Below are 22,915 nucleotides of genomic sequence, written 5' to 3'. Positions count from 1 at the left end.
GGTGTGCCATGCACAAAGTAGCCTTGAGTTTTACCGACGGACGGACCCATTTTGTCGGTGTTAATGCCAACGAGCCGTTGCTGGATGCCGCGCTGCGCCAGGGCATCACGCTGCCGGTGGATTGCCGCGAAGGCGTCTGTGCCACCTGCAAGGGCACCTGCGAGTCCGGCGACTACAGCCTGGATTATGTGGATGAAGATGCCCTGACCGAAGCCGACCTGGCCCGCGGCGCGGTGCTGGCCTGCCAGATGCGGGTCAGCTCCGACTGCGCAGTGAAGTTCGATTTCGAGTCGTCCCTCTGCACCTCGGCCGGACCGCTGGAGGTTGAGGCGGTGGTGCAGAGCGTCGAGCAGCTGTCCGACTCCACCGCCATCGTGCATATCGATGCGGCTTCACTGGATCAGCAGCTCGATTTTCTGCCGGGACAGTATGCCCATGTGCAGGTGCCGGCTACCGAGGAGTGGCGTTCCTATTCTTTCGCCTGCGCGCCCAATGCGACCAACGGCCTGCAGTTCCTGATTCGGCTGCTGCCCCAGGGGGTCATGAGTGATTACCTGCGCGAGCGGGCAGCGCCCGGGGATCGCATCCGGCTGAAGGCGCCGCTGGGCGCGTTTTACCTGCGTAAGGTGAGCCGCCCGCTGGTGCTGGTGGCCGGTGGCACTGGGCTCTCGGCTTTCCTGGGTATGCTTGACGAGATGGCAGCAGAGCCTGGCGCCTGCACCCAGCCGGTCACCCTGTTCTATGGCGTGACCCAGGCGCAGGACCTGTGCGAGCTGGAGCGTCTGCAGCGCTATGCTGAGCGGTTGCCGAATTTCAGCTATCACCGCATCGTGATGCGCGAGAGCGCAGACTGGCAGGGGCCCGTTGGCGTGGTGACGGACCTGTTCGAGGAATGTCATTTCAACGATGGCGAGGTGGACACCTACCTGTGCGGGCCGCCGCCGATGGTCGAAGCGGTGAAGCAGTGGCTGGATCAGCGGGCCATGGCGAACTGCCAGGTGTATTTCGAGAAGTTTTCGGCCAGCTGAGGCGTGCTGCGCATGGCCAGGGCGCTCCGCTCTTGCTCTCCTAGAGCAAGAGTGGAGTGTATTTTTAGCTAGATACTTTAACCTTAAAATATTAGTGTATGAATTATTTAACTACAAAGGAGATTCCCGCAGGAGCACCGCAAGGCTGACAGCCGGGGCGCGGTGCGGGTTGGCGGGAGCTGAGGCCGATGAGAGACGAACTTTCGCTGAAAACCTGGTTTCGGATGCTGTCCAACACCGCGCTGATCGAGCAGGAGCTGCGTACCCTGCTGCTGAAAGAGTTCAATGTCACCCTGCCACAGTTCGACCTGCTGGCCGCATTGCAGCACGCCGGCGGTACGGAAAAAATGTCGGCCCTGTCGCAATGGATGAAGGTCTCCAACGGCAATATCACCGGGGTGGTGGATCGGCTGGAACGCGATGGCCTGGTGCAGCGCCAGGCGCAGGCGGACGACAGGCGCGTCAAGCTGATCAGTCTGACCGCCCTGGGGCGCGACCGGTTCGAGCGCATGGCCGCCGTGCACAAGGCCTGGATTACCGAGGTGCTGGGCGGGCTGGGTGACGAAGACATGGGTGAGCTGCACCGCCAGCTGGTGCGCATGAGCCGGGTTCTGAAAGACAGAGCCCGCTAACGCTTTCGAATTAACGCATACAGGACAACGCCATGGTTTTTCAGAAGGAAGAAGTCATTCGCTTCCGACATTGTGACCCGGCGGGGATCGTGTTCTATCCCCGTTACCTGGAGATCCTCAACGATACGGTGGAGGACTGGTTCCAGGCCATGGGATTTGCCTTTCGCGACATGCAGGCGCGCTTTGGCGCCGGTGTGCCGACGGTGAATCTCAATATCACCTTCTCGAAACCCTGCCGCCAGTCGGACCGGCTGACCTTGCTGCTCTCTTGCCTGCGGGTTGGTGACAGTTCGTTTGAAGTCAGGATCAGCGGTTGGCACGAGGGGGAGGCCATTCTGGAAGCGCAGCTGGTTCTGTGTTTCAGCGCCATAGGCGAGCGGGTGGGCAAGATGTCCATCCCGCCGCAGATTCGCCAGCAGCTGCTGCAATATGTGCCGGCCCCCGCAGCGGTGCCGACCCCTGCGGGCTGAGGGGCATTGCGAACAGGCCGTTACCGGACGCTGCGGTAACGGGAAACCATAACAACAACGGAAGCGAAGATATGGACACGGTGACTGAACTGCCGGAAACGATATCCGTTCACCGGCTCTACCACGGGCTTTATAGCGGCTGCGGCCTGCTGGCGGCGCTGATGTTTGCGTTGATGGCGCTGCTGGTATGCGCCGATATAGCGCTGCGCAACATGACCAGCTTCTCGCTGTCCTGGACGGTAGAAGCCTCGGAATACCTGCTAATGACGGCCACCATGCTGGCCGCCCCCTGGCTGCTGTACTGCGGCGACCATATTCGTATCGACCTTGCGCTGCAGCTGATGACCCCGCGCTGGCGCACACTGTTCGAGCGCGGCCTCAGCCTGCTGGGCGCCATCATCTGTGGGGTGCTGAGCTGGTACAGCCTGGAGGTCACCCTGGATACGGCGCGCCAGGGCGGGCTGGTGTTCAAGGTACTGGTGTTTCCCCAGTGGTGGCTGAACCTGCCGATGATCGCGGGTTTTGTGTTGCTGACGGTGGAGTTTGTACGCCGTTTGCTTAATCCCGTATCGGTCGTGAAGGAGGCCCGCTGATGGACTGGTATCTGGCGTTGACGGTACTGCTGGGTACGCTCTTTGGCTTGATGCTGATCGGCATGCCGGTGGCTTTTGCTTTCCTGGGTGTGAACCTGCTCGGAGCCTGGCTGTTTATGGGCGGTGAGGCGGGTATTGGCCAGCTGGTGCGCAATTCGGTGGGGTCGGTCACCAGCTTTTCCCTGACGCCCATTCCGCTGTTCGTGATGATGGGGGAGGTGCTGTTTCACAGCGGCCTGGCCTATCGCGCCATCTCGAGTATCGAGCGCCTGATTGCCCGCGTGCCGGGCCAGTTGTCCATCGTCTCGGTGCTGGGAGGCACCCTGTTCGCTGCACTGTCCGGTTCCACCATCGCCAATACCGCCATGATGGGCAGTTCCCTGCTGCCGGAAATGCTCAAGCGCGGCTATCACCCCACGGTCGCCATGGGACCCATCATGGCGGTGGGTGGTATCGCCATGCTGATTCCGCCCTCGGCCCTGGCGGTCATGCTGGGCAGCCTGGCCGGCGTGTCGATCTCCGGTTTGCTGATCGGCGGCATCGTGCCAGGCCTGCTGATGGCGGGGGGCTTTCTTGGATTCGTGATCGTGCGTTCATGTCTGCATGATAAAAGTCGCGACACAGAGACTGCTGATGAAAACCGCGAAACGCGCTGGGAGCGCTGGTGGCCGTTCCTGCGGGACGTGGTGCCCCTGCTGGGTATTTTTGTTGCCGTGGTGGGCAGCATGCTGGCCGGCTGGGCATCGCCGACCGAATCGGCGGCCATCGGCGCCCTGGCGGCAGTGCTGGCGACCCTGGCCTACGGCGTGCTGACCAAAGCCAAGCTGGTCCGGGCGCTGATCGAAACAGCCCGCATTTCGGTGATCATTCTGTTCGTGCTGGTGGCGTCCACAGCCTTTTCCCAGCAGCTGAGCTTTTCCGGTGCCACCGGTGGCCTGCTGTCGCTGATTGCTGAATACGAGATGTCGGCGTTCTGGCTGGTGGTTGGCATGCTGGCGGTGATTCTGATCATGGGCTGTGTCATCGACCAGGTCAGCATGATGATGATTACCCTGCCGTTCTTTATGCCCCTGGCTGCGGCGGCCGGTATCGATCCCATCTGGCTCGGCGTCATGATGCTGATTGCCATGGAACTGGGGCTGCTGACCCCACCCTTTGGCCTGCTGTTGATGGTGATGCAAAGCGTGGCACCGCCGTCCATTCGCCTGACACAGATCTATGCCTCGGCGGTGCCATTCCTGCTGATCGAGTTGCTGGTACTGGGCTGCATTCTGCTGATGCCCTGGCTGGCAACCGGGCTACCCAATCTGATGGGGTAGGGCACCACACCCCTCTGTTTTCCCGATGGTGCAATAAATTAACTGGAGAAACCCCATGAAGAATAATTTTAAGAAAGCGATATGCGGCGGTTTGCTGGTCTGCGTTCCCTGGCTGGCCCAGGCGCAGGAAATTACCCTCAAGGCGGTCACGGCCTTTGGCCAGGACACCTACTTCAACGCGCGTTTCAAGCAGTTCGTCGACAGCGTGAATGAGCAGGGCAAGGGCCTGGTGCAGATACAGGTGATGGGTGGGCCCGAGTCCATGCCGCCCTTTGAAATTGGCAATGCGGTGCGCGCCGGTATCGTCGATATCGCCAACACCACCGGCGTTTTTCACGCCAACATGGTGCCTGAGTCCCTCGCCATGACCCTCACTCGCAAGCCCATGTCCGAGCTGCGTGACAATGGTGGCCATGCGCTGATGGATCAGATCCACCGCGACAAGGCCAACATGGTCTGGCTGGCGCGCCTGTCCGATGGGCTGCAATACCATATCTATACCAACAAGAAGGTTGAGTCGGCCGACCTGTCGGGCTTCAAGCTGCGGGGTGTGCCGGTGTACCGCTCCTTCTTCCAGGCCCTGGGTGCCACGCCCTTGCAGGTGGCACCCGGTGAAGTCTTTACGGCGCTGGAGCGCGGCGTGGTGGACGGTTACGGCTGGCCCTCTGTCGGCATATTCGATCTGGGCTGGCAGGAAAAGACCCGTTACCGCGTTGAACCGGGCTTCTACAACGTGGAAGTCAGCCTGTTCATGAACCAGAACAGCTGGGAAAAACTCGATCAGCCACAGCGTGAGTTCATGCGCCAGCAGGTGGCCTGGATCGAATCTCTCAACGAGACCGCCGGCGAAGACGCCAGGGCCGACAAGCAGCGCCAGGCCGATGCCGGCATCGAAGCCATCCAGCTGGCGCCGGCGCAGGCGGACCAGTTTGAGGCGCTGTCCCAGGGTGCCGGCTGGCAGGCGGTGGAAACACTCAGCCCGCAGTATGCGCAACAGCTCAAGGCCCGTTTTGGCAGCTGATAGTCCAGGCCCGGTGATTGAGTGCCGCGTGCTGGAACGGATACGAAATGATGGAGCTGGATGGACGCCATGACTGAGACCCGCCTGATGCAGCGTTTTCCCTCGTCAGCCTACCTGGAACGGCGGGCCCGACAGAGACTGCCCGGATTTGTGTTCGACTATCTGCAGGGCGGCAGCGGGCGCCAGAGCGCCCTGCTGCGCAATACCGATGCCTTCGAGCGCATGGAGCTGGCGCCGCGCTACTTTAATGCCGGCAACGGGCCTGATCTGAGTACGTCTCTGTTCGGGCAACGCTACCGCGTGCCCTTCGGGGTGGCGCCCATTGGTCTGGATGGCCTGGTCTGGCCGGGGGCGGTGGCCGCTCTTGCCAGGGCGGCCAAGGCGGCGGGCTGTCCCATTGCGGCCAGCACCTTTGCCACATCGAGCCTTGAAGAGGTGGCGCGGCTTGCCGGTGACATGGCCTGGTTCCAGCTCTACCCCTTCAGTGACGAGGCGGTGGAGCAGAGCCTGATGGCGCGTGCCACCGAGGCGGGCTACAGGGTGCTGCTGGTGACCGTCGATGTGCCGGTGGGCGGGCGCCGCGAGCTGGATATGCACAACGGTCTATCGTTGCCGCCCAAGATGGGTGTCCGTACCTTGCTGGATATCGTGCGCCGGCCACGCTGGGCGCTCAGCAGTGCCCGTCGGGGCGTACCGGCCTTCAGTAATCTGGAACCCTATCGGCGCCATTCCAATGACTACCTGCCGGCCAAGATCGCCGGGCGGGTGCCCTGGGCGCGGCTCAGGCGCTATCGCCAGCAATGGCCCGGTACCCTGGTGGTGAAGGGGGTGCTCAGTGCCGAGGATGCGCTGTGCTGCCGCGACCTGGGGGTGGATGGCATCGTTGTGTCGAACCATGGCGGGCGACAGCTGGATGCCTGCCCGTCGAGCCTGGCGGTACTGCCGGAAATCCGCCAGACGGTGGGGCCGGATTTCCCGCTGATTCTGGACAGCGGCCTGCGCTCGGGCCTCGATGTGGCCAGGGGTATTGCGGCGGGGGCTGATTTTGTCCTGCTGGGGCGCACCTTCATGTACGGCGTGGCGGCCCTGGGCCCGGTGGGGGCTGCTCATGTGATGCGCATGCTGGAGGATGAACTGAACAATGCAATGCAGATGCTCTGCTGCCCGGATATCGCCGGGCTCAGGCACTGGCAGGGCTGAAAGCGGCTTTTACTAATGTTGATCGTGAGCCGCATGGCTTGCGTGATCGGTGCGGGAGAACAGGCCAGATGGCGGAAAGATCGTTCAAGAGTGAAGTGAAGAAACTGCATGCAGGCGAAGGCGAGCTGTTCCACGGCGAGGGGATCCTTGCGGTGACCAAGGCGCTGCTGCAGTCGGGCGTGTCTTATGTCGGGGGCTACCAGGGCTCGCCCATCTCTCACCTGATGGATGTGCTGGCCGATGCGCGGGAAGAAATTCTCGATGACATGGGCATTCACTTCGAGACCAGTGCCAGTGAGGCCACCGCAGCCGCCATGCTGTCGGCGTCGGTGCACTATCCGCTGCGCGGCGCCGTGACTTGGAAGTCAACGGTGGGCACCAACGTGGCCTCCGATGCGCTGGCCAACCTGGCATCGGGCGGGGTGACCGGCGGGGCCGTGATCATTATCGGGGAGGACTATGGTGAAGGCTCTTCCATCATGCAGGAGCGTACCCATGCCTTTGCGATGAAGTCCCATATCTGGCTGCTCGACCCCAGGCCCAACCTGCCGAGCATCGTTGATATGGTTGAGAAAAGCTTCGAGCTGTCCGAAGCCAGCCATACCCCCGTCATGCTGCAGATGCGCATCCGCGCCTGCCATGTGCATGGCCAGTTTGTGGCCAGGGACAACCGCAAGGCCGAATTTACCTTGCAGGATGCGCTACAGACACCCAGGCGGGATCTGAGCCGCCTGGTGCTGCCACCGGCGACCTTTCTGCACGAACGGGAAAAGATCGAAGCACGCCTGCCGGCGGCCATCGAGTTTATCAAGGCCCGGGAGCTGAACGAGTTCTTCCCCGGCAGCCGCGAGGATGTTGGCATCATTCTGCAGGGCGGCAGTTACAACACCGTGATTCGGGCGCTGGAGCACCTGGGACTGGCGGATGCCTACGGCCAGTCGCAGATTCCGCTCTACGTGATGAACGTGGCCTTCCCGCTGATCGACGACGAGCTGCTGCGCTTTGCCCAGGGCAAGTCCGCGGTACTGCTGGTGGAGGAGGGCAACCCCGAGTTTATCGAGCATGAGCTCCATACCCTTTTTGCCCGCACGGGCTGCAAGACGCTGCTGCAGGGCAAGGCAGTACTGCCGCGGGTCGGGGAGTACACCACCGATGTAGTAAAAGCGGGCATTCGAAATTTCCTGCAGGCCCAGACCACGGACTTGCTGCAACACGAGACCGCACTGTCCTTCGTGCCGGCCCGGTCCCTGTCAGTGGAGACTTTGACCGACGTGGTGCCGGCCCGTCCGGCGGGTTTCTGCACCGGTTGTCCGGAGCGGCCGATTTTCTCGGCCATCAAGCTGCTGCAGAAGGAGCGCGGCGACTTTCATATCAGCTGTGATATCGGCTGCCACCTGTTCTCGATCCTGCCGCCCTTTAACCTGGGGGCCACCACCATGGGCTACGGTCTTGGCAGCGCCTCGGCCTCGGCCTTCAATGTCAGCTCCGACAAGCCGGCGATTTCGATCATGGGGGATGGCGGCTTCTGGCATAACGGCCTGACCAGCGGTGTCGGCAATGCGGTGTTTAACAAGAGCGATGGCGTCAATCTGATCATCGACAATGCCTACACAGCCGCCACCGGAGGTCAGGATATTCTGTCATCCCGGGCTACCAATACGAATCTGGCGACCAATAACCCGATTTCCCGCGCGGTTGAGGGCGTGGGGGTTAAATGGGTCCGGACCCTGACCCGTACCTACGATGTCACCGCCATGCTCAAGACGCTGCGCGAGGCGGTCAGCACCAAGGGCCAGGGGCCCAAGGTGATAGTGGCGCAGTCCGAGTGCATGCTGAATCTGCAGCGGCGGGAAAAGCGCAACAAGCGCGCCGACCTCAAGGCCGGCAAGCGCGTATCCGAGGCGCGTTTTGCCATCGATGAGCAGACCTGCACCGGCGACCGGGCCTGCATCCGGCTGTCGGGCTGCCCGTCCCTGACGGTGAAGGAAAACCCCGATCCCTGGCGCTCGGATCCGGTGACCCGCATCGACAACAGCTGTGTCGGCTGCGGTCTGTGCGGGGAAAACGTGCACGCCGATATCCTCTGTCCGTCCTTTGTGCGGGTGGAGGTGGTGCGCAATGCCGGCCGCTGGGAAACCTTCAGACGACGCCTGTCCCAGAGTGTTATTCGCAGGCTGCAGAAAAGGGCGCAAAGGCGTCATGAAATCTACCAGCTGGATGGAGCCGCCTGATGAACACTCTCGATAAACAGCGTTTCAATATTGCCATTACCGCTATGGGTGGGCAGGGCGGCGGTGTGCTGGCCGACTGGATTGTAGGTATGGCGGAGGCGGCACACTGGCACGCCCAGACCACCTCGGTGCCGGGTGTGGCCCAGCGTACCGGGGCGACCATCTACTATCTGGAGCTGTTCCGACCGCAGGGTGACAGCGACACCAGGCGCCCCGTGCTGTCGCTGTCACCGGCCAGCGGGGACCTGGACCTGGTGGTCGCCGCCGAGCTGATGGAGGCGGGCCGAGCCATGCAGCGGGGCTTTGTAACGCCGGATCGCACCACCCTGATCGCCTCGTCACACCGGGCCTACGCCGTGGCGGAAAAGGAGTCCATGGGCAATGCCATCGCCAATTCAGAGTCGGTGCATGTCACGGCGGCACAGATGGCGCAGCGGTATATCTGCTTTGACATGGCGGCCCTGGCCGAGCAATGCCGCAGCGTGGTGAGCGCGGTGCTGTTTGGCGCCATTCATGGCAGCGCAGTACTGCCCTTTGGCCGGGACGAGTTTGAACAGGCGATACGCCGGGGCGGTGTGGGCGTGGACGCCAGTCTTGCCGCCTTTGCCGCCGGTGCCGCTCAGGCCCAGGCCAACCGCAAGCCGGAAGATCCTGTTGTTCCCAGCGCCCTTGCACCGGGCTGGCATTACCGGGGGCAGGACGGCGGTATTCGCCAGCTGCTGGTGACCATTGAGCGGGACTTTGCACCCGAGCTGCAGCCGTTATTGCAGGAAGGGGTGCGCAGAATGCTGGATCACAGCGACCTGCGTTACGCCAGGCGCTATGTTCAGCGAATGCAGCGGCTGGTGACCCGGGAAGCCGAGGCGAATGCCGGGGGCGAAGGTGTAGGGCGCTGCAGTACCGTGGCAGCCCGTACCCTGGGGCTCTGGATGGCCTATGAAGATACGATCCGGGTGGCGGATATCAAGACCCGCTCGCAGCGGTTTGAGCGCCTGTACGATGAAGTGGGCATCGATGCGGACCAGGTCTCCCATTTCACCGAGTTCATGCACCCCAGGCTCGAAGAAGTGGCCGAAACCCTGCCTGCGGGCGTGGGGCGCTGGGTGTTGCGCACTGGCTGGGCGGGGCGACTGCTGGAAGTGCTGTTCGCGGGCCCGAAAAAACTCTCGACCCAGAGCCTCGGTGGCTTTGTGTCACTGTACCTGGTGGCGCAGCTGCGCCCGCTCAGGCGTTTTTCGTTGCGTGATGCCATTGAGCAGACACAGATCGATGCCTGGCTGGAGCAGCTCGAGGACACGATGGGTGCGAATTATGATCTTGGCTGCGAAGTGGCGGCACTGCCGGAGCTGATCAAGGGCTACAGCAAAACCCGGGAGCGGGGGCTGCGCAGTTTCAGGGCGATTTCGGCCGCGGCCCGGGCGCTCGGGGGCCGTTCCGATGCCGGTGATATCCTGCGTAACCTCAAGGCCGCCGCGCTGCGAAGCGAAGAGGGCCTGGAGCTTGAGGCCGCCTTGCAGCACCATCAGCTTGGGCATCTGTTCGAGCCGCTTCCCGGCGGGCAAAAGGAGAGCGCTGGCTGCGCCTCGCAGTATGTTGATGCGACGGCCCGATAAGAGGTCCTGGATCCTGGCTTCCCGCTGGGGGTAAAAACGGATAGGGATCCTGAAGTATCGGGATAGTTCGATGCCCGCACTCTCTGGTCTGATAGCTGTATCTGGCACACAGGCGTAAGCCCAGTGCCAGACAGCACAGACTGCCCCGTTGCTTGTTCGTGGGCAGACGCTGCCAATAACAACAATGGAGCTCACCATGATCGACTTCAAACCCCTGCTGCTGACGACATCGCTGGCGCTATCCGTCGGCACGGCCCAGGCCCAGGACTTCCGTCTCGGGTTGATTACACCGCCACCCCATATCTGGACCCAGGCGGCCAACGATTTCGCCAAAGAGCTGAATGAAAAGTCAGGCGGGGAGCATCGGGTCTCGGTTTTCCCGGCGCAGCAACTGGGCAATGAAGCCCAGATGGTGCAGCAGCTGCAAACCGGCGCGCTGGACATGGCGTTTCTGACCATCGCCGAAATGTCCAACCGGGTGCCGGACTTTGGTGCCCTTTACGCGCCCTACCTGGTGGATGATATCGATCAGGCGGCGGCCTTGCTGCGCTCCGATGCCGCAGTCGGTCTGCTGGATCAGCTGCCCGCAGGTGCAGGTCTGGTGGGTATCGGCTACGGCATGGCAGGCATGCGCCAGGTGCTCAGCCGCGAAACCGTGGCGAGCCCGGCGGATCTTGCGGGCAAAAAGCTGCGCATAACGCCGTTTGAGCCGATCCGCGACTTCTATGCGGCCCTGGGCACAGCGCCGACGCCCCTGCCGCTGCCGGCGGTCTACGATGCGCTGGCCAACGGCCAGGTCGATGCCATCGACATGGATTTCGACTCCATCCTGATTCTCAAATTCTATGAGCGCGCCGACAACCTGATGATCTCCAACCATATGATGTTTCCGATGGTGGGGGTGGTCTCGGGGCGTCTGTGGCGCTCGCTGGGCGAGGACGACAGAAGCCTGATCCGCAGCAGCATGAAGGAGCAGCTGGATGCCGTGATCGCCCGTTTCCAGGCCCAGGAAAAGGATCAGGAAGCGCAGCTGCGCGGGCTTGATATCACCATCACCGAGTCGGATCGCAGTACCTTCAGCGAGGCGATCGGTGTCTGGGAGCACACCTGGTCGGCCAAGGCGCCGGCACTCGAATCCCTGCGCAAGGCCGCGGCTGATATCAAGGGCAGCTGATTGACGCTGCACACCCAAGCTGCCCCCGGGGCTCAGCATCGGGGGCACGCAGGAGAATGCCATGTTGCACAAAATTTCGAATAGGATTGCCCGGATGGAAACCAGGGTGGCCGCGCTGCTGGCAGGGGTTGTCACCCTGCTGGTATTGCTGAATATTGCCAGCCGCTCCCTGGGGCATGCCATCTACTGGGTGGATGAGCTGGCGATCTACTGCATGGTCTGGATGGCCTTTCTGACGAGCGCCGTGTTACTGAAGCGGCGTGAGGGCGTGAGCGTGACCCTTCTGACCGACAGCTGTACACCGGCCGTACGCAGGGCGCTGGCGCTGTTCAGCGATCTGGTGATTCTGGTTTTTGCCCTGGTGCTGTTGTGGCTGTGTCTGCGCTGGTATGACCCCGTCGCGCTGGCCCGGTCAGGCTTTGATCTGCAGGCGTTTCAGGCCCAGACCTTCAATTTTATCTATGCCGAAAACACCAGCACCCTGGGGCTGAAAAAGTTCTGGATCTGGCTGGCACTGCCCTTTTTTGCGGTGTCACTGAGCCTGCATGCCCTGAGTAATCTGCTTGAATGCCTGAGCGCGCGACCAGCCCTGGCGGGAGAAACCGCATGACCTTCGTGATCTTTTCGGTATTGCTGTTCAGCGCCGTCCCCATCGCGCTGGTGCTGGCCCTCACCGCACTCTGGTACATAGCAGTGTCAGGTAATTCGGTGCTGTTTGATTCCTATGCCCAGCAGCTGTTTGGCGCCGTCGAAAGCTATGGCCTGCTGGCCATTCCGCTGTTCATGCTGGCGGGCGAGCTGATGAACGAGGGCGGCCTGACCTCCCGCCTGGTTAACCTGGCCCGCATACTGGTGGGCGGATTTCGCGGCGGCCTGGCCTATATTAACCTGGTGGCCAACATGATGATGGCGGCAATCATGGGCTCGGCTGCGTCCCAGATTGCCATCATGTCCCGCGCCATGGTGCCGGCGATGGAAAAGGAGGGGTACGACAAGTCCTACGCCGCCGCCATTACTGCGGCCGGTGGCCTGCTGTCGCCCATTATCCCGCCCTCGATGCTGTTTGTGCTCTTCGGTGTGCTGGCCCAGGTCCCCATTGCGGAGATGTTTATCGCCGGCATAGTGCCGGGGCTGATCATGGCATTGCTGTTCTTTGTCGCCATCAGCCTGATGGGGCTGGTGCATACCTATCCCCGGGGTGAGTGGCCCACGCGCCAGCAGGCCCGGCAGTATCTGCTGGCGGGTATTCCGGCCGGGCTGATACCGCTGATCATTATCGGTGGCATCCTTACGGGGCTGGCAACGCCCACCGAATCGGCGGCGCTGGCATCCCTGGGGGCGCTGCTGATCGGCCGATATGTCTACAAGGATCTGCAGTACTCCAGCCTGTTCGACATTCTCAAACGTACAGCCTTCAACTCCGGCATGGTAATCATGCTGATCGCCGTGGCCGGCGTCTTCGGCTGGGTCATCGTATTCGAGGAGATTCCCCAGAACGCGGCCATCTGGATCGCAGCCCAGACGGCGGACCCCTTCGTCTTTCTGCTGATGGTGGTGGGCATACTGCTGCTGGTGGGCATGGTGATCGACGGCATAGCCGCGCTGATTCTGGTGGTGCCCATCCTGCTGCCCATCGCCCAGCAGCAGTACGGCGTCAGCCCGTACCAGTTTGGTGTGGTGGTCTGCCTGACCCTGGTGCTGGGGCTGCTGACTCCCCCGGTGGGCGCCGGGCTCTTTATCGCCTCCAGCATGACCGGCGAGCCTCCCATGCGGATTTTCCGCGCCCTCTGGCCGTTCCTGGTCGCGACCCTGCTGACCCTGGTGCTGCTGAGCTGGAAAAGCGAGCTGGTGACCATGCTGCTGTGATGGTGGCTTGAGCCGGGAGAGGGAAGTTTCGCTGCCTGTGGCCGGCGTTCTGGCAAAGCTAAATTTTTGGCTTGGCCTTGCCAAAAGTTTCTGATCAGCGGTGTCGTCAAAGCCCGCTTTTCGGGTTGAGCAAGAGTGCCCGTGGCCGGGGTTTTGCCCCGGGCTGCATCTCCTGGTTAGCCCTGCAGAAAATTCCGAATAAGTCGCGTCATCAGGGCGGGTTTCTGGGCGTGTGGCCAGTGGCCGGTACCCTCCACAACCTTGTAGCCTGCGGCGGGGAAGAGTTCGAGAATGGCATCACGGTGGGATGCCTGGATGTATTCCGAGTCGCCACCCTTGATAAAGAGGCAGGGGCCGGTATAGGGGGTGCCTGTCGGTGGGGCGCTGATGTTTGGATAGCCGCTGTGCAGGGCCTGCAGATTGAAGCGCCAATCGAATTGGCCGGCCTCGGTGCGATACAGGTTGCGCAGCAGAAAGGCCCGCACCATGGCATCGTCGACCCGAAGGCTGAGCTGCTTCTCTGCATCACTTCTGGATGTTACGGTCGCCAGGTCAATGCTCTGCAGTCCGCTGAAAACATCGCTGTGGTGATCGGGGTACTGCACCGGGGCGATGTCCACCACGATGAGCTTGCTGACGCGCTCGGGCGCTGTGAGTGCCAGCTGCATGGCGGCCTTGCCGCCCATGGAATGTCCCAGCACGAGGGCGCTGTCGATACCAAGGTTGTCCATCAGTTCAACCAGATCCTGCGCCATGGCGGCGTAGCTCATCTCGTTGTCATGGGGGGAGCGACCGTGGTTGCGCAGGTCGATGCTGATCACCCGGTAGTCGTCGGCCAGGGCTTTCGCCTGGCTACCCCAGTTGTCGAGGCTGCCGAACAGACCGTGCAGTATGAGCAGGGGTTCGCCCGTGCCCTGAATCTGATGATGCAGTTTCATAATGATTACGGACTTGTGAGCGGGGTTTGTGTTGGGTTTCACCCAACCTACAGGCGTGCCATAGGTTGGGTGGCGTGGCGAAGCCTGTAATCCGGTGTGCGGATCAGAGGATTTCCAGCAGCTCTACGTCAAACACCAGTGTCGCGTAGGGCGGGATGCCGCCCGGGGAGCCCTGGGCACCGTAGGCCAGGTTGTAAGGCACATACAGGCGCCACTTGGCACCTTTGGACATCAGCTGCAGGGCTTCGGTCCAGCCAGCGATCACGCCGCCTACCGGGAACTCAGCCGGCTGGCCGCGTTCGTAAGAGCTGTCGAAGACCTTGCCGTCGATGAAAGTGCCGTGGTAGTGCGTGCGAACCTTGGACTCGGCAGTCGGACTGGCGCTGCCATCACCGGCATTGACGACTTCGTACTGCAGGCCGGATTCGAGGGTGATGACACCGTCACGCTGGCCGTTTTCGCTCAGAAAAGCTTCGCCTGCGGCGGAGAATTCCTTGGCCTCGGCTTCCTTCTTTTCGCTTAGGCGGCGATTGATTTCATTGAAGGCTGCCTGAATGTCGGCAACTTCAACGCGCAGCTCCAGGTTGTTGTAGGCATCCTTGATGCCGGTGGCAACCGCGTCCAGGTCCAGGCCATCAAAGCCGCCCTGTGCCAGCTGATCGCCCATCTGGCGACCAATGCCGTAGCTTGCGTGTTGTTCCAGTGTTTCCAGTTTCAGTTCAGACATGCATGACCCTGTCGGTTCTGTGATTTTAAAAAGGCGCAGGCTACCACAAGCGCCGCTTTATTTCTTGTCGATAAACAGCAGCGGGTCGACTCGCACGTTGTTGAGACTCAGGCTCCAGTGCAGATGGGCCCCGGTAACGCGGCCGGTCTTGCCAACCAGCCCGAGCTGTTCGCCGGGGCTCAGTGTCTGGCCGGGCCTGACATCAATGCGGCTGAGATGGCAGTACAGGCTGGTCAGGCCAAAGCCGTGGTCAAGAATGACGGTGTTGCCATTAAAGAAATAGTTACCGGTGGCGCGCACGACGCCCGGGGCGGGGGCCTGTATCGGTGTGCCTTCAGGCGCTGCAATGTCGAGCCCGCTGTGGGGGTTGCGTGGCTGCTGGTTGAAGTAGCGCTTGAGGCCAAAGGGGCTGCTGAAACGGCCCTGTGCCGGCAGCGTGAACTGGAGCACCGGGTGCGCAGGTTCGGACCAGTAACTGAAAGCGGCGTCCATCTCCGCCTTCTCCCGCGCCCAGCGTTTGAGGTCTTCAGGGTCCGGGTCGACATGGCGCTGGTTCTTGATGGTCAGGTACTGCGCCTTGTAGGTCTTGTCCTCGATGTCGAAAGCCAGAGCCTTGCCATTGATATCCAGTTGTTGGGGGAGACTGGCATCGGCGTCCAGGGGTATGCCCACCACGGCGAGCCACTGGCCGGGAGCTGCCTGGGGTACGCTGAGCACTCTGTTGCCCTGATAGCTGACCCGCGGTGTGGCGGATGCCTGAAAGGGCACCAGGGCCACGCCGCCCGGCACGCGGGATTCCTGCGGCAGCTGGATGGCGGGCGACGCGGCCGGCTGTGCGGCATGGGCGGTTTTGCCTTGCAGCAGGGAGCCGGGCACGCACAGGAGTAACAGCAGGCTGAGCAGGGGTGCGCGCATCAGGCGGTCTCGTCGGCGGTTGTGGCTTCAAGGGGAGGGATGGCCGTCACCCGGCTTCGCACCCGCCCCTTCGCCAGGCGGGTTTCAATCAGGTCGTCAACTTTCAGCTGGCTGGCATCGTCTATCACCCGGCCCTGGCTGTCCTGCACGATGGCATAACCGCGCTCCAGCGTGGCCAGCGGGCTTACGGCATTGAGCTGGCCGGCCAGGGCGGCGCTGCGCAGGCGCTTGTCGTGCAGCAGGTAGTTCATCTGGCGTTCCAGTTGCTGGCGCAGGCTGCCCAGGTGCTGGCGCAGCTGGCTAACCTGGCGCTGCGGACGGATCTGTACCAGCCGGGCCTGCTGGCGTTCGAACCGGCTGCGCTTGTCGCCAAGCAGGCGCAGGGCCGCCTTGCGCAGGCGCAGCTCCAGTTCATCCAGGCGCTGGGCGCGTTCCCGGAGGCGCTCGCCGGGGTGGCGCAGGCGGCGCTGCAGTGCAATAAGACGCTCCTGTTGCCGGCGCAGTTGCTGACCAAGGCGGTCTTTCAGGCGCCGCCGTGCCTGGTCGAGGCGCAGCTGCAGTTCGCGCTGGTCGGGCGTGAGCAGTTCCGCGGCGGCCGAGGGGGTGGGTGCACGCAGGTCGGCAACGAAATCACTGATGGATACGTCGGTTTCATGTCCCACGGCGCTGACCACCGGGATGCGGCAGGCGTGGATGGCACGGGCCACGCTTTCTTCGTTGAAAGGCCAGAGGTCTTCCAGCGAGCCGCCACCGCGGCCCAGAATCAGCACGTCGCACTGGGCGTGCTGTTGCGCCAGCTTGAGCGCCCGCACGATGGCAGGGGCCGCCTCCGCCCCCTGTACCGCGCTGGGGTAGAGGGTGACGGGCAGGCCCGGGAAGCGACGCTTGAGCACGCTCAGAATATCGTGGATGGCAGCGCCCGTGGGCGAGGTGATCACCCCCAGATGGTGCGGATGCGGCGGCAGCGACTGCTTGCTGCCGGCGTCAAACAGGCCCTCGGCCCCCAGGCGCAGCTTGAGTGCTTCAAATGCCTGTTGCAGCTGGCCTGTGCCACTTTCTTCCATGTAGTCGCAGATCAGCTGGAATTCGCCCCGGCCCTCGTACAGCGAGACCTTGGCTCGCACCATGACCTGATCACCGTCCTTGGGGCGGTATTTCAGGAACTGGCTGCGGTTGCGAAACAGCGCACAGCGCACCTGGGCGCGTTCATCCTTGAGGGTGAAGTACCAGTGGCCGGAACTGGGGCGCACGAAGTTCGATATCTCCCCCTGCACCTGGATCATCATGAAGGAGCTTTCCAGCAGGGATCGGGCCTGCCGGTTAAGGTCGGAAACGGAAAGGGCGTGGGTCTGGGTTTTTGGCATCATGGCAGCATCTTAAGCAGGCGCACAGGGGCACGCAATAGGCCATTGCCGCCTCGGCACGGGCACCCGTTCGCGCTGAAGCTGCAGGTGGGGTCAGGGGGCGCACCCGGGGCGGTTTTTAGTCGCGCAGATTTTAATCGTTTTTGTACTTTCGCTGGCAATATCTGTATAATTGCGCGTTTCATTTTTTATGCTCCTTTCACGCTACTTATGGGCTGCTGATAATGTTACGAATCGTTGAAGAAGCGCTCACGTTTGATGACGTTCTGTTGATGCCTGGTTACTCCGAGGTTTTGCCCAAGGATGTATCCCTCAAGACCCGACTGACCCGGGGGATCGAGCTGAATATCCCGGTGGCGTCTGCGGCGATGGATACCGTTACCGAAGCGCGTCTGGCGATCACCATGGCGCAGGAAGGCGGCATTGGCATCATCCACAAGAACCTGACCGTTGAGCAGCAGGCTGACGAAGTGCGCCGCGTGAAGAAGTTCGAGGCCGGCATCGTCAACAATCCTGTGACCTGCCACTCCGACATGACCGTGGGCGAACTGCGTGCGTTGTCCGAGCGCCTGACCTACTCCGGTTTCCCGGTGGTCGATGATGGCGAGCTGGTGGGGATTGTCACCAGCCGTGATGTGCGCTTTGAGCAGTACCTGGATGCCAAGGTCTCCACCATCATGACGCCCAAAGAGCGTCTGGTAACGGTGAAGGAAGGGGCTGATCCGGACAAGGTTCGCAACCTGCTGCGCAAGCACCGTATCGAGCGTATCCTGGTGGTCGACGATGCCTTCAAGCTGAGCGGCATGATGACCGTCAAGGACATGTACAAGGCCAAGGCTTACCCCAATGCTGCCAAGGACTCCCAGGGTCGGCTGATCGTGGGCGCGGCGGTGGGTACCGGTGCCGATACACCGGATCGCGTGGCTGCGCTGGTTGAGGCCGGCGTTGACGTGATCATCGTTGATACCGCCCATGGCCATTCCCGTGGTGTGATCGATCGCGTTGCCTGGGTCAAGAAGACCTTCCCGCAGGTACAGGTGATCGGTGGCAACATCGCAACCGCCGAGGCGGCCATTGCTCTGGCGGATGCCGGCGCTGACGGTGTCAAGGTGGGTATCGGTCCCGGTTCCATCTGCACCACCCGCATCGTTTCCGGTATCGGTGTGCCGCAGATCACCGCGGTGGCCAACGTGGCGGCAGTGATGAACGAGCGCGGTGTGCCGGTCATTGCCGATGGCGGTGTGCGTTTCTCCGGTGACCTGGCCAAGGCCGTGGCGGCCGGTGCGTCCTGCATCATGGTCGGTTCCATGCTGGCCGGTACCGACGAGGCGCCGGGTGAGGTTGAGCTGTTCCAGGGGCGGGCGTTCAAGTCTTACCGTGGCATGGGTTCGCTGGGTGCCATGGCGCAGAGCTCGGGTTCGTCGGATCGCTACTTCCAGGATGCCTCTGAAGGCGTCGAGAAACTGGTGCCCGAAGGTATTGAAGGTCGTGTGCCCTGCAAGGGGCCTGTTGCTGGTGTGATTCATCAGTTGATGGGTGGCCTGCGCTCGTCCATGGGTTATACCGGCAGCGCCAATATCGATGTCATGCGCACGGTGCCGCAGTTTGTGCGCATCACCAGTGCCGGCATGAACGAAAGCCATGTACATGATGTAAGCATCACCAAGGAAGCGCCGAACTACCGTGTCGGCTAAGCCTTGAAACATCTCCGATAAATGGGGTGGCAACTGGCCGCTCCGTTTTTTTTTTGCCAGGAGGCTGTCCGATAATGCTGGCCGTAGCGAGAGCCGTCTGATTTGAGTTGGTTTTGGTGATGTTTTGCGGCGAATAGTGGTTCTATTTAACGAAAAGCAGCACAGAAAACAGCCAGACTCAGGCGGTTCGCAGTAGGTTTAGTATTGTTGGCCAGTCTCCTAGTGCATTAGTTGCCCGGCAACCGGTGGAGACACTGTCGAATGACACAAGATATTCATGCACAACGCATTCTGATCCTGGATTTTGGTTCCCAGTACACCCAGCTGATAGCGCGCCGGGTGCGCGAAATCGGCGTGTACAGCGAAATTCATCCCTGGGATATGGACGAAGCGGCCATCCGCGAATTTGCCCCTGTGGGCATCATTCTCGCCGGCGGCCCGGAATCGGTGACCGAGTATGATTCGCCCCGGGCACCCCAGGCGGTGTTTGACCTGGGGATTCCGGTGCTGGGTATCTGCTACGGCATGCAGACCATGGCCGAGCAGCTGGGGGGCAAGGTTGAAACCTCCGACAAGCGCGAGTTCGGTTACGCCAAGGTGCGCCTGGCGGGCAGCCCGAGCCGTCTGCTGGAAGGTATCGAGGATCACCTGGCCAATAACGGTTCGCTGATTCTGGATGTCTGGATGAGTCACGGCGACAAGGTTACCGAGCTGCCGGAAGGTTTTGCGATTATCGCTTCCACGGATTCGGCGCCGGTTGCCGCCATGTGCGACCCCAAGCGCAAGCTCTACGGCGTGCAGTTCCACCCCGAGGTGACGCACACCAAGCAGGGCGGTCGTATCCTTGAGCGCTTCGTGCGTGAAATCTGCCAGACTGATGGCCTCTGGACGGCGGCGAATATCGTTGCGGACCTGATCGCCAAGGTCAAGGAGCAGGTCGGTGGCCAAAAGGTTCTGCTGGGCCTGTCCGGTGGCGTGGACTCCTCTGTGGTCGCGGCGCTGCTGCATCAGGCGATTGGTGACCAGCTGACCTGCGTGTTCGTTGACAACGGTCTGCTGCGCAAGAACGAAGGCGACCATGTCATGGACATGTTTGCCCAGAACATGGGTGTGCGGGTTATCCGCGCCGATGCCGAAGAGAAGTTCCTGTCACGCCTGCTGGGTGAAAACGACCCGGAAAAGAAGCGCAAGCTGATCGGCAACACCTTTATCGAAGTGTTCGATGAAGAAGCCACCACGCTGAAGGATGTTAACTTCCTGGCGCAGGGTACCATCTACCCGGACGTGATCGAGTCTGCAGCCTCCAAGACCGGCAAGGCGCACGTTATCAAGTCGCACCACAACGTGGGCGGCCTGCCGGACGACATGCAGTTCGAGCTGGTCGAGCCGCTGCGCGAACTGTTCAAGGACGAAGTGCGCAAAATCGGTCTGGAGCTGGGTCTGCCCTACGACATGGTCTACCGTCACCCCTTCCCGGGGCCTGGTCTGGGCGTGCGTATTCTGGGTGAAGTCAAGAAGGAATATGCCGACATCCTGCGCGAAGCCGATGCTATCTTTATCGAAGAGCTGCACAACGCAGGCTGGTACCACAAGACCAGCCAGGCCTTTGCGGTCTTCCTGCCGGTGAAGTCGGTGGGTGTGGTGGGTGACGGGCGTCGCTACGAATACGTTATCGCGCTACGTGCCGTGGAAACCATCGATTTCATGACCGCGCGCTGGGCGCACCTGCCCTACGAGCTGCTGGAAACCGTATCCAGTCGCGTGATCAACGAGATCCCGCAGGTATCCCGCGTCACCTACGATGTCTCCAGCAAGCCGCCGGCCACCATTGAGTGGGAATAATTCAGCGGTGTGACTGATTAGCTAAAAAGCCCGCGATCGCGGGCTTTTTTATACATGGATGTATTTATCCTGCGTGTGCATGGATGCACAAAAGCAGGGTTTATACATGGATGTATTTATCCTGCGTGTGCATGGATGCACAAAAGCAGGGTTTATGTACGGTATGGCGCGAGTGAAGGGTATGCGAGCGGCGGCAGGAGAGAACATGACGGACGAGCAACAGGCGATCGATGCGCACTGGATGGGCGAGGCGCTGCAGATGGCGTTGCGTGCCGATGCGCTGGATGAGGTGCCGGTCGGTGCTGTGGTGGTGCTGGATGGCGAGATCATCGGCCGTGGCTGGAACCAGCCCATCAGCGGGCATGATCCCACCGCCCACGCCGAGATCATGGCGCTGCGCGAAGCGGCGGCAGCGATTGGCAATTACCGCCTGGTGGAGGCGGACCTGTATGTCACCATTGAGCCGTGCACCATGTGTGCCGGTGCTATCGTGCACGGGCGTATCCGGCGGCTGGTATTCGGTGCCACCGAGCCGAAATCCGGTGCTGTGGTCAGTAATGGCCAGCTGTTGCAGCAGGCCTGGCTGAATCACGGCGTAGTGGTGCAGGGCGGTATCCGGGCGGCGGAGTGCAGTGCCTGCATCAGCGATTTCTTTCGCCGTCGCCGCGCGCACAAGCGGGCAGAGAAAGCGGCCCGGCGGGCCGCCCCGGATGCCGCGCAAGAGTAAGGTTGTTGATTAGAGGGTCGGGGGCAGGTTTTCCAGCCTGGGCTCCCGCGGGCCCGAGTCGGTGGGGCCGGCATCGCGATTCTGGCGTATGCGGTCCAACTGTTTTTCCCAGCGCAGCAGGTCGATGTATTTCTGGATGTTGCTGACATAGAGCACCGGCTCGTAGCCGCGGGCGTAACCCAGGCGCACGGTGCTGTAGTACTTTTCCTTGGTCAGTAGCGGCAGGTGCTCGGCGACATCGTCCCAGCTGTCGGGGTTCTTGTTGGCGCGCTGGGTCAGGATGCGGGCGTCTTCCAGGTGGCCGAAACCAACGTTATAGCCGGCCAGGGCCATCCAGGTGTGATCCGGCTCCGGGATGCGGTCGGGGATCTGGTTCTTGACGCTGATCAGGTAGTGGGCGCCGCCAATAATGCTCTGGATCGGGTCGGTACGGTCTTCAACACCCACCTCCGAGGCGGCGGCGTTGGTCAGCATCATGATGCCTTTAACGCCGGTGGGGGAGACCGCCGCCGGGTCCCAGTGGGACTCCTGGTAGGCCACGGAAGCAAGCAGGGTCCAGTCAATATCGGTTTCCTGTTCGGCAATATAAAAGTACTGCTCGTATTGCGGCAGGCGCTCGCGCAGGTCTTTCTTGAAGGTCACGGTGTCGAAATAGTTCAGGGCATTACTGCGTTCGAAGTACTTCTCCCGCAGCTGCTTGATCAGCGCACGGGTTTCGTCCTTGGCGAAGAAGCGGTTCAGTGCCTCGAGCATGGAACCGTCCTGGAGTTTGGGCAGCATCCAGGCGATGGGCTGTGGCTGTTCCAGCGCGAAGGCCTTTTCAAGGCCGGGGAAGAACGAGTACTGGCCGTCAAAGCGGATGCTGTCGGCAATGGTGTAGTCGATCTCGGCGTTGTGCACCTGCTCGAGCAGGTCGTTAATGCTGTATTCGTCGGTTTCTTCCCAGCGGAGCTCTGGAAAGTCCTGCTGGTACTGGCGCATCAGTTCGCTGTGGCTGGAGTTGGCAATGATGCGAATATGTTTGCCGACCAGGTCCTCGATGGACTTGGGGGCGGGCTTGCCCTGGGTGATGCGATAGATCAGGTTGGCGGCACTTTCCATGTAAGGCTCGGTAAAGCTGAACTCCTCCAGGCGCTGCGGCGTGATGGCAAGGCCGGCGGCAGCGAGGTGGGCGCTACGCTCGCGTACCTGGCGCATCATGTCGGACAGGGTATCTGGAATCTGCAACTCCAGGCGCACGCCAAGGTCGTTGGCAAACGCCTGGGCGAGCTCGTACTCGAAACCCGATGGTTCACCCTTGTCGAGATAATAGTCGCTCGGCGTGTTGCGGGTGGCCAGGCGCAGCACGCCGCGTTCCTGAATAACTTCCAGCCGGGTCAGGCTGTTGTAGCTCACAAGTGCCGGAAAACTCAGCAGAACAAGCAGGCTGAGCAGGATGAGTGCATCTTTTCGGCGGTGAAGGTTCAGCAACATAGTTCGGGCTTTTCTGGTATCCGTAGGGCGGTTTCTGTAAAATTCACAACCTGTTTTTTCTGTAATCCCTGTCCGTCCAGGGCATACT

The 22,915-nt window shown here is 61.7% G+C and carries 20 protein-coding genes; 15 read left to right on the top strand and 5 right to left on the bottom strand.

What is annotated here, in order from left to right; all coding sequences use genetic code 11:
• Positions 1–8 precede the first annotated feature (8 nt).
• From antC to KDW95_RS11260, 12 genes are all read left to right on the top strand, one after another.
• Positions 9–1,028: an anthranilate 1,2-dioxygenase electron transfer component AntC gene (antC, locus tag KDW95_RS11320; protein WP_255856367.1), complete on the top strand. Its 1,020-nt coding sequence runs from the start codon at positions 9–11 to the stop codon at positions 1,026–1,028.
• A 188-nt stretch (positions 1,029–1,216) separates the two neighbouring features.
• Positions 1,217–1,660, top strand: a complete 444-nt coding sequence (locus tag KDW95_RS11315) for a MarR family winged helix-turn-helix transcriptional regulator (RefSeq protein WP_255856366.1) — start codon at positions 1,217–1,219, stop codon at positions 1,658–1,660.
• Between the two features lie 32 nt (positions 1,661–1,692).
• Positions 1,693–2,130 carry an acyl-CoA thioesterase gene (locus KDW95_RS11305; RefSeq protein WP_304941584.1) on the top strand — a complete coding sequence of 146 codons (438 nt, stop codon included), beginning with the start codon at positions 1,693–1,695 and terminating at the stop codon, positions 2,128–2,130.
• A gap of 71 nt (positions 2,131–2,201) precedes the next feature.
• Positions 2,202–2,723, top strand: a complete 522-nt coding sequence (locus KDW95_RS11300) for a TRAP transporter small permease (RefSeq protein ID WP_255856365.1) — start codon at positions 2,202–2,204, stop codon at positions 2,721–2,723.
• Complete coding sequence (locus KDW95_RS11295; RefSeq protein WP_255856364.1) at positions 2,723–4,042, top strand: TRAP transporter large permease; 1,320 nt, start codon at positions 2,723–2,725, stop codon at positions 4,040–4,042. The genes KDW95_RS11300 and KDW95_RS11295 overlap by 1 nt, the downstream gene beginning before the upstream one ends.
• A 55-nt stretch (positions 4,043–4,097) precedes the next feature.
• Positions 4,098–5,063, top strand: coding sequence for a TRAP transporter substrate-binding protein DctP (gene dctP / locus KDW95_RS11290; protein ID WP_255856363.1), 966 nt, complete (start codon positions 4,098–4,100; stop codon positions 5,061–5,063).
• A gap of 69 nt (positions 5,064–5,132) precedes the next feature.
• The gene (locus KDW95_RS11285; RefSeq protein ID WP_255856362.1) at positions 5,133–6,263 is read left to right on the top strand and encodes an alpha-hydroxy acid oxidase; all 1,131 of its coding nucleotides are present in this window, start codon (positions 5,133–5,135) and stop codon (positions 6,261–6,263) included.
• A 68-nt stretch (positions 6,264–6,331) separates the two neighbouring features.
• Positions 6,332–8,494, top strand: a complete 2,163-nt coding sequence (locus KDW95_RS11280) for an indolepyruvate ferredoxin oxidoreductase subunit alpha (protein ID WP_255856361.1) — start codon at positions 6,332–6,334, stop codon at positions 8,492–8,494.
• On the top strand, positions 8,494–10,107 hold the full coding sequence (locus tag KDW95_RS11275) for an indolepyruvate oxidoreductase subunit beta family protein (protein ID WP_255856360.1): 1,614 nt from the start codon (positions 8,494–8,496) through the stop codon (positions 10,105–10,107). The genes KDW95_RS11280 and KDW95_RS11275 overlap by 1 nt, the downstream gene beginning before the upstream one ends.
• Positions 10,108–10,303: 196 nt before the next feature.
• The gene (locus KDW95_RS11270) at positions 10,304–11,281 is read left to right on the top strand and encodes a TRAP transporter substrate-binding protein (RefSeq protein ID WP_255856359.1); all 978 of its coding nucleotides are present in this window, start codon (positions 10,304–10,306) and stop codon (positions 11,279–11,281) included.
• Positions 11,282–11,375: 94 nt separating this feature from the next.
• Complete coding sequence (locus KDW95_RS11265) at positions 11,376–11,891, top strand: TRAP transporter small permease (protein ID WP_255856358.1); 516 nt, start codon at positions 11,376–11,378, stop codon at positions 11,889–11,891.
• Positions 11,888–13,147 carry a TRAP transporter large permease gene (locus KDW95_RS11260; protein ID WP_255856357.1) on the top strand — a complete coding sequence of 420 codons (1,260 nt, stop codon included), beginning with the start codon at positions 11,888–11,890 and terminating at the stop codon, positions 13,145–13,147. The genes KDW95_RS11265 and KDW95_RS11260 overlap by 4 nt, the downstream gene beginning before the upstream one ends.
• 176 nt (positions 13,148–13,323) lie before the next feature.
• Here the strand turns inward: KDW95_RS11260 and KDW95_RS11255 are convergent, their stop codons facing one another.
• The 4 genes from KDW95_RS11255 to xseA form a co-directional block, all read right to left on the bottom strand.
• Complete coding sequence (locus KDW95_RS11255) at positions 13,324–14,085, bottom strand: alpha/beta fold hydrolase (RefSeq protein WP_255856356.1); 762 nt, start codon at positions 14,083–14,085, stop codon at positions 13,324–13,326.
• A 103-nt stretch (positions 14,086–14,188) separates the two neighbouring features.
• Positions 14,189–14,812, bottom strand: coding sequence for an FKBP-type peptidyl-prolyl cis-trans isomerase (locus KDW95_RS11250; RefSeq protein WP_255856355.1), 624 nt, complete (start codon positions 14,810–14,812; stop codon positions 14,189–14,191).
• 57 nt (positions 14,813–14,869) lie between these two features.
• Complete coding sequence (locus tag KDW95_RS11245) at positions 14,870–15,727, bottom strand: M23 family metallopeptidase (RefSeq protein ID WP_255856354.1); 858 nt, start codon at positions 15,725–15,727, stop codon at positions 14,870–14,872.
• Complete coding sequence (gene xseA, locus KDW95_RS11240) at positions 15,727–17,094, bottom strand: exodeoxyribonuclease VII large subunit (RefSeq protein ID WP_255856353.1); 1,368 nt, start codon at positions 17,092–17,094, stop codon at positions 15,727–15,729. The genes KDW95_RS11245 and xseA overlap by 1 nt, the downstream gene beginning before the upstream one ends.
• Before the next feature lie 221 nt (positions 17,095–17,315).
• On the opposite strand from xseA, the gene guaB reads away from it, so the two are divergent.
• The 3 genes from guaB (at position 17,316) to tadA (ending at position 21,354) form a co-directional block, all read left to right on the top strand.
• Positions 17,316–18,785, top strand: a complete 1,470-nt coding sequence (gene guaB, locus KDW95_RS11235) for an IMP dehydrogenase (protein ID WP_255856352.1) — start codon at positions 17,316–17,318, stop codon at positions 18,783–18,785.
• 261 nt (positions 18,786–19,046) lie between these two features.
• Positions 19,047–20,627, top strand: a complete 1,581-nt coding sequence (gene guaA / locus KDW95_RS11230; RefSeq protein ID WP_255856351.1) for a glutamine-hydrolyzing GMP synthase — start codon at positions 19,047–19,049, stop codon at positions 20,625–20,627.
• Between the two features lie 205 nt (positions 20,628–20,832).
• On the top strand, positions 20,833–21,354 hold the full coding sequence (gene tadA / locus KDW95_RS11225) for a tRNA adenosine(34) deaminase TadA (protein WP_255856350.1): 522 nt from the start codon (positions 20,833–20,835) through the stop codon (positions 21,352–21,354).
• A gap of 9 nt (positions 21,355–21,363) precedes the next feature.
• On the opposite strand, the gene mltF is transcribed toward tadA, so the two are convergent.
• Positions 21,364–22,827, bottom strand: a complete 1,464-nt coding sequence (gene mltF, locus KDW95_RS11220; protein WP_255856349.1) for a membrane-bound lytic murein transglycosylase MltF — start codon at positions 22,825–22,827, stop codon at positions 21,364–21,366.
• Positions 22,828–22,915 lie beyond the last annotated feature (88 nt).

Origin of the sequence: Marinobacterium rhizophilum, assembly GCF_024397915.1 — a bacterium.
Taxonomy (GTDB): Bacteria; Pseudomonadota; Gammaproteobacteria; order Pseudomonadales; family Balneatricaceae; genus Marinobacterium_A; species Marinobacterium_A rhizophilum_A.
This window is presented reverse-complemented; position numbering and strand designations above follow the sequence as displayed.

What these genes read in the sequence shown, in the direction of transcription:
- antC (WP_255856367.1), top strand. Translation starts at nt 9, where the DNA reads ATGCACAAAGTAGCCTTGAGTTTTACCGACGGACGGACCCATTTTGTC.
- KDW95_RS11315 (WP_255856366.1), top strand. Translation starts at nt 1,217, where the DNA reads ATGAGAGACGAACTTTCGCTGAAAACCTGGTTTCGGATGCTGTCCAAC.
- KDW95_RS11305 (WP_304941584.1), top strand. Translation starts at nt 1,693, where the DNA reads ATGGTTTTTCAGAAGGAAGAAGTCATTCGCTTCCGACATTGTGACCCG.
- KDW95_RS11300 (WP_255856365.1), top strand. Translation starts at nt 2,202, where the DNA reads ATGGACACGGTGACTGAACTGCCGGAAACGATATCCGTTCACCGGCTC.
- KDW95_RS11295 (WP_255856364.1), top strand. Translation starts at nt 2,723, where the DNA reads ATGGACTGGTATCTGGCGTTGACGGTACTGCTGGGTACGCTCTTTGGC.
- dctP (WP_255856363.1), top strand. Translation starts at nt 4,098, where the DNA reads ATGAAGAATAATTTTAAGAAAGCGATATGCGGCGGTTTGCTGGTCTGC.
- KDW95_RS11285 (WP_255856362.1), top strand. Translation starts at nt 5,133, where the DNA reads ATGACTGAGACCCGCCTGATGCAGCGTTTTCCCTCGTCAGCCTACCTG.
- KDW95_RS11280 (WP_255856361.1), top strand. Translation starts at nt 6,332, where the DNA reads ATGGCGGAAAGATCGTTCAAGAGTGAAGTGAAGAAACTGCATGCAGGC.
- KDW95_RS11275 (WP_255856360.1), top strand. Translation starts at nt 8,494, where the DNA reads ATGAACACTCTCGATAAACAGCGTTTCAATATTGCCATTACCGCTATG.
- KDW95_RS11270 (WP_255856359.1), top strand. Translation starts at nt 10,304, where the DNA reads ATGATCGACTTCAAACCCCTGCTGCTGACGACATCGCTGGCGCTATCC.
- KDW95_RS11265 (WP_255856358.1), top strand. Translation starts at nt 11,376, where the DNA reads ATGGAAACCAGGGTGGCCGCGCTGCTGGCAGGGGTTGTCACCCTGCTG.
- KDW95_RS11260 (WP_255856357.1), top strand. Translation starts at nt 11,888, where the DNA reads ATGACCTTCGTGATCTTTTCGGTATTGCTGTTCAGCGCCGTCCCCATC.
- KDW95_RS11255 (WP_255856356.1), bottom strand. Translation starts at nt 14,085, where the DNA reads ATGAAACTGCATCATCAGATTCAGGGCACGGGCGAACCCCTGCTCATA.
- KDW95_RS11250 (WP_255856355.1), bottom strand. Translation starts at nt 14,812, where the DNA reads ATGTCTGAACTGAAACTGGAAACACTGGAACAACACGCAAGCTACGGC.
- KDW95_RS11245 (WP_255856354.1), bottom strand. Translation starts at nt 15,727, where the DNA reads ATGCGCGCACCCCTGCTCAGCCTGCTGTTACTCCTGTGCGTGCCCGGC.
- xseA (WP_255856353.1), bottom strand. Translation starts at nt 17,094, where the DNA reads ATGATGCCAAAAACCCAGACCCACGCCCTTTCCGTTTCCGACCTTAAC.
- guaB (WP_255856352.1), top strand. Translation starts at nt 17,316, where the DNA reads ATGTTACGAATCGTTGAAGAAGCGCTCACGTTTGATGACGTTCTGTTG.
- guaA (WP_255856351.1), top strand. Translation starts at nt 19,047, where the DNA reads ATGACACAAGATATTCATGCACAACGCATTCTGATCCTGGATTTTGGT.
- tadA (WP_255856350.1), top strand. Translation starts at nt 20,833, where the DNA reads ATGACGGACGAGCAACAGGCGATCGATGCGCACTGGATGGGCGAGGCG.
- mltF (WP_255856349.1), bottom strand. Translation starts at nt 22,827, where the DNA reads ATGTTGCTGAACCTTCACCGCCGAAAAGATGCACTCATCCTGCTCAGC.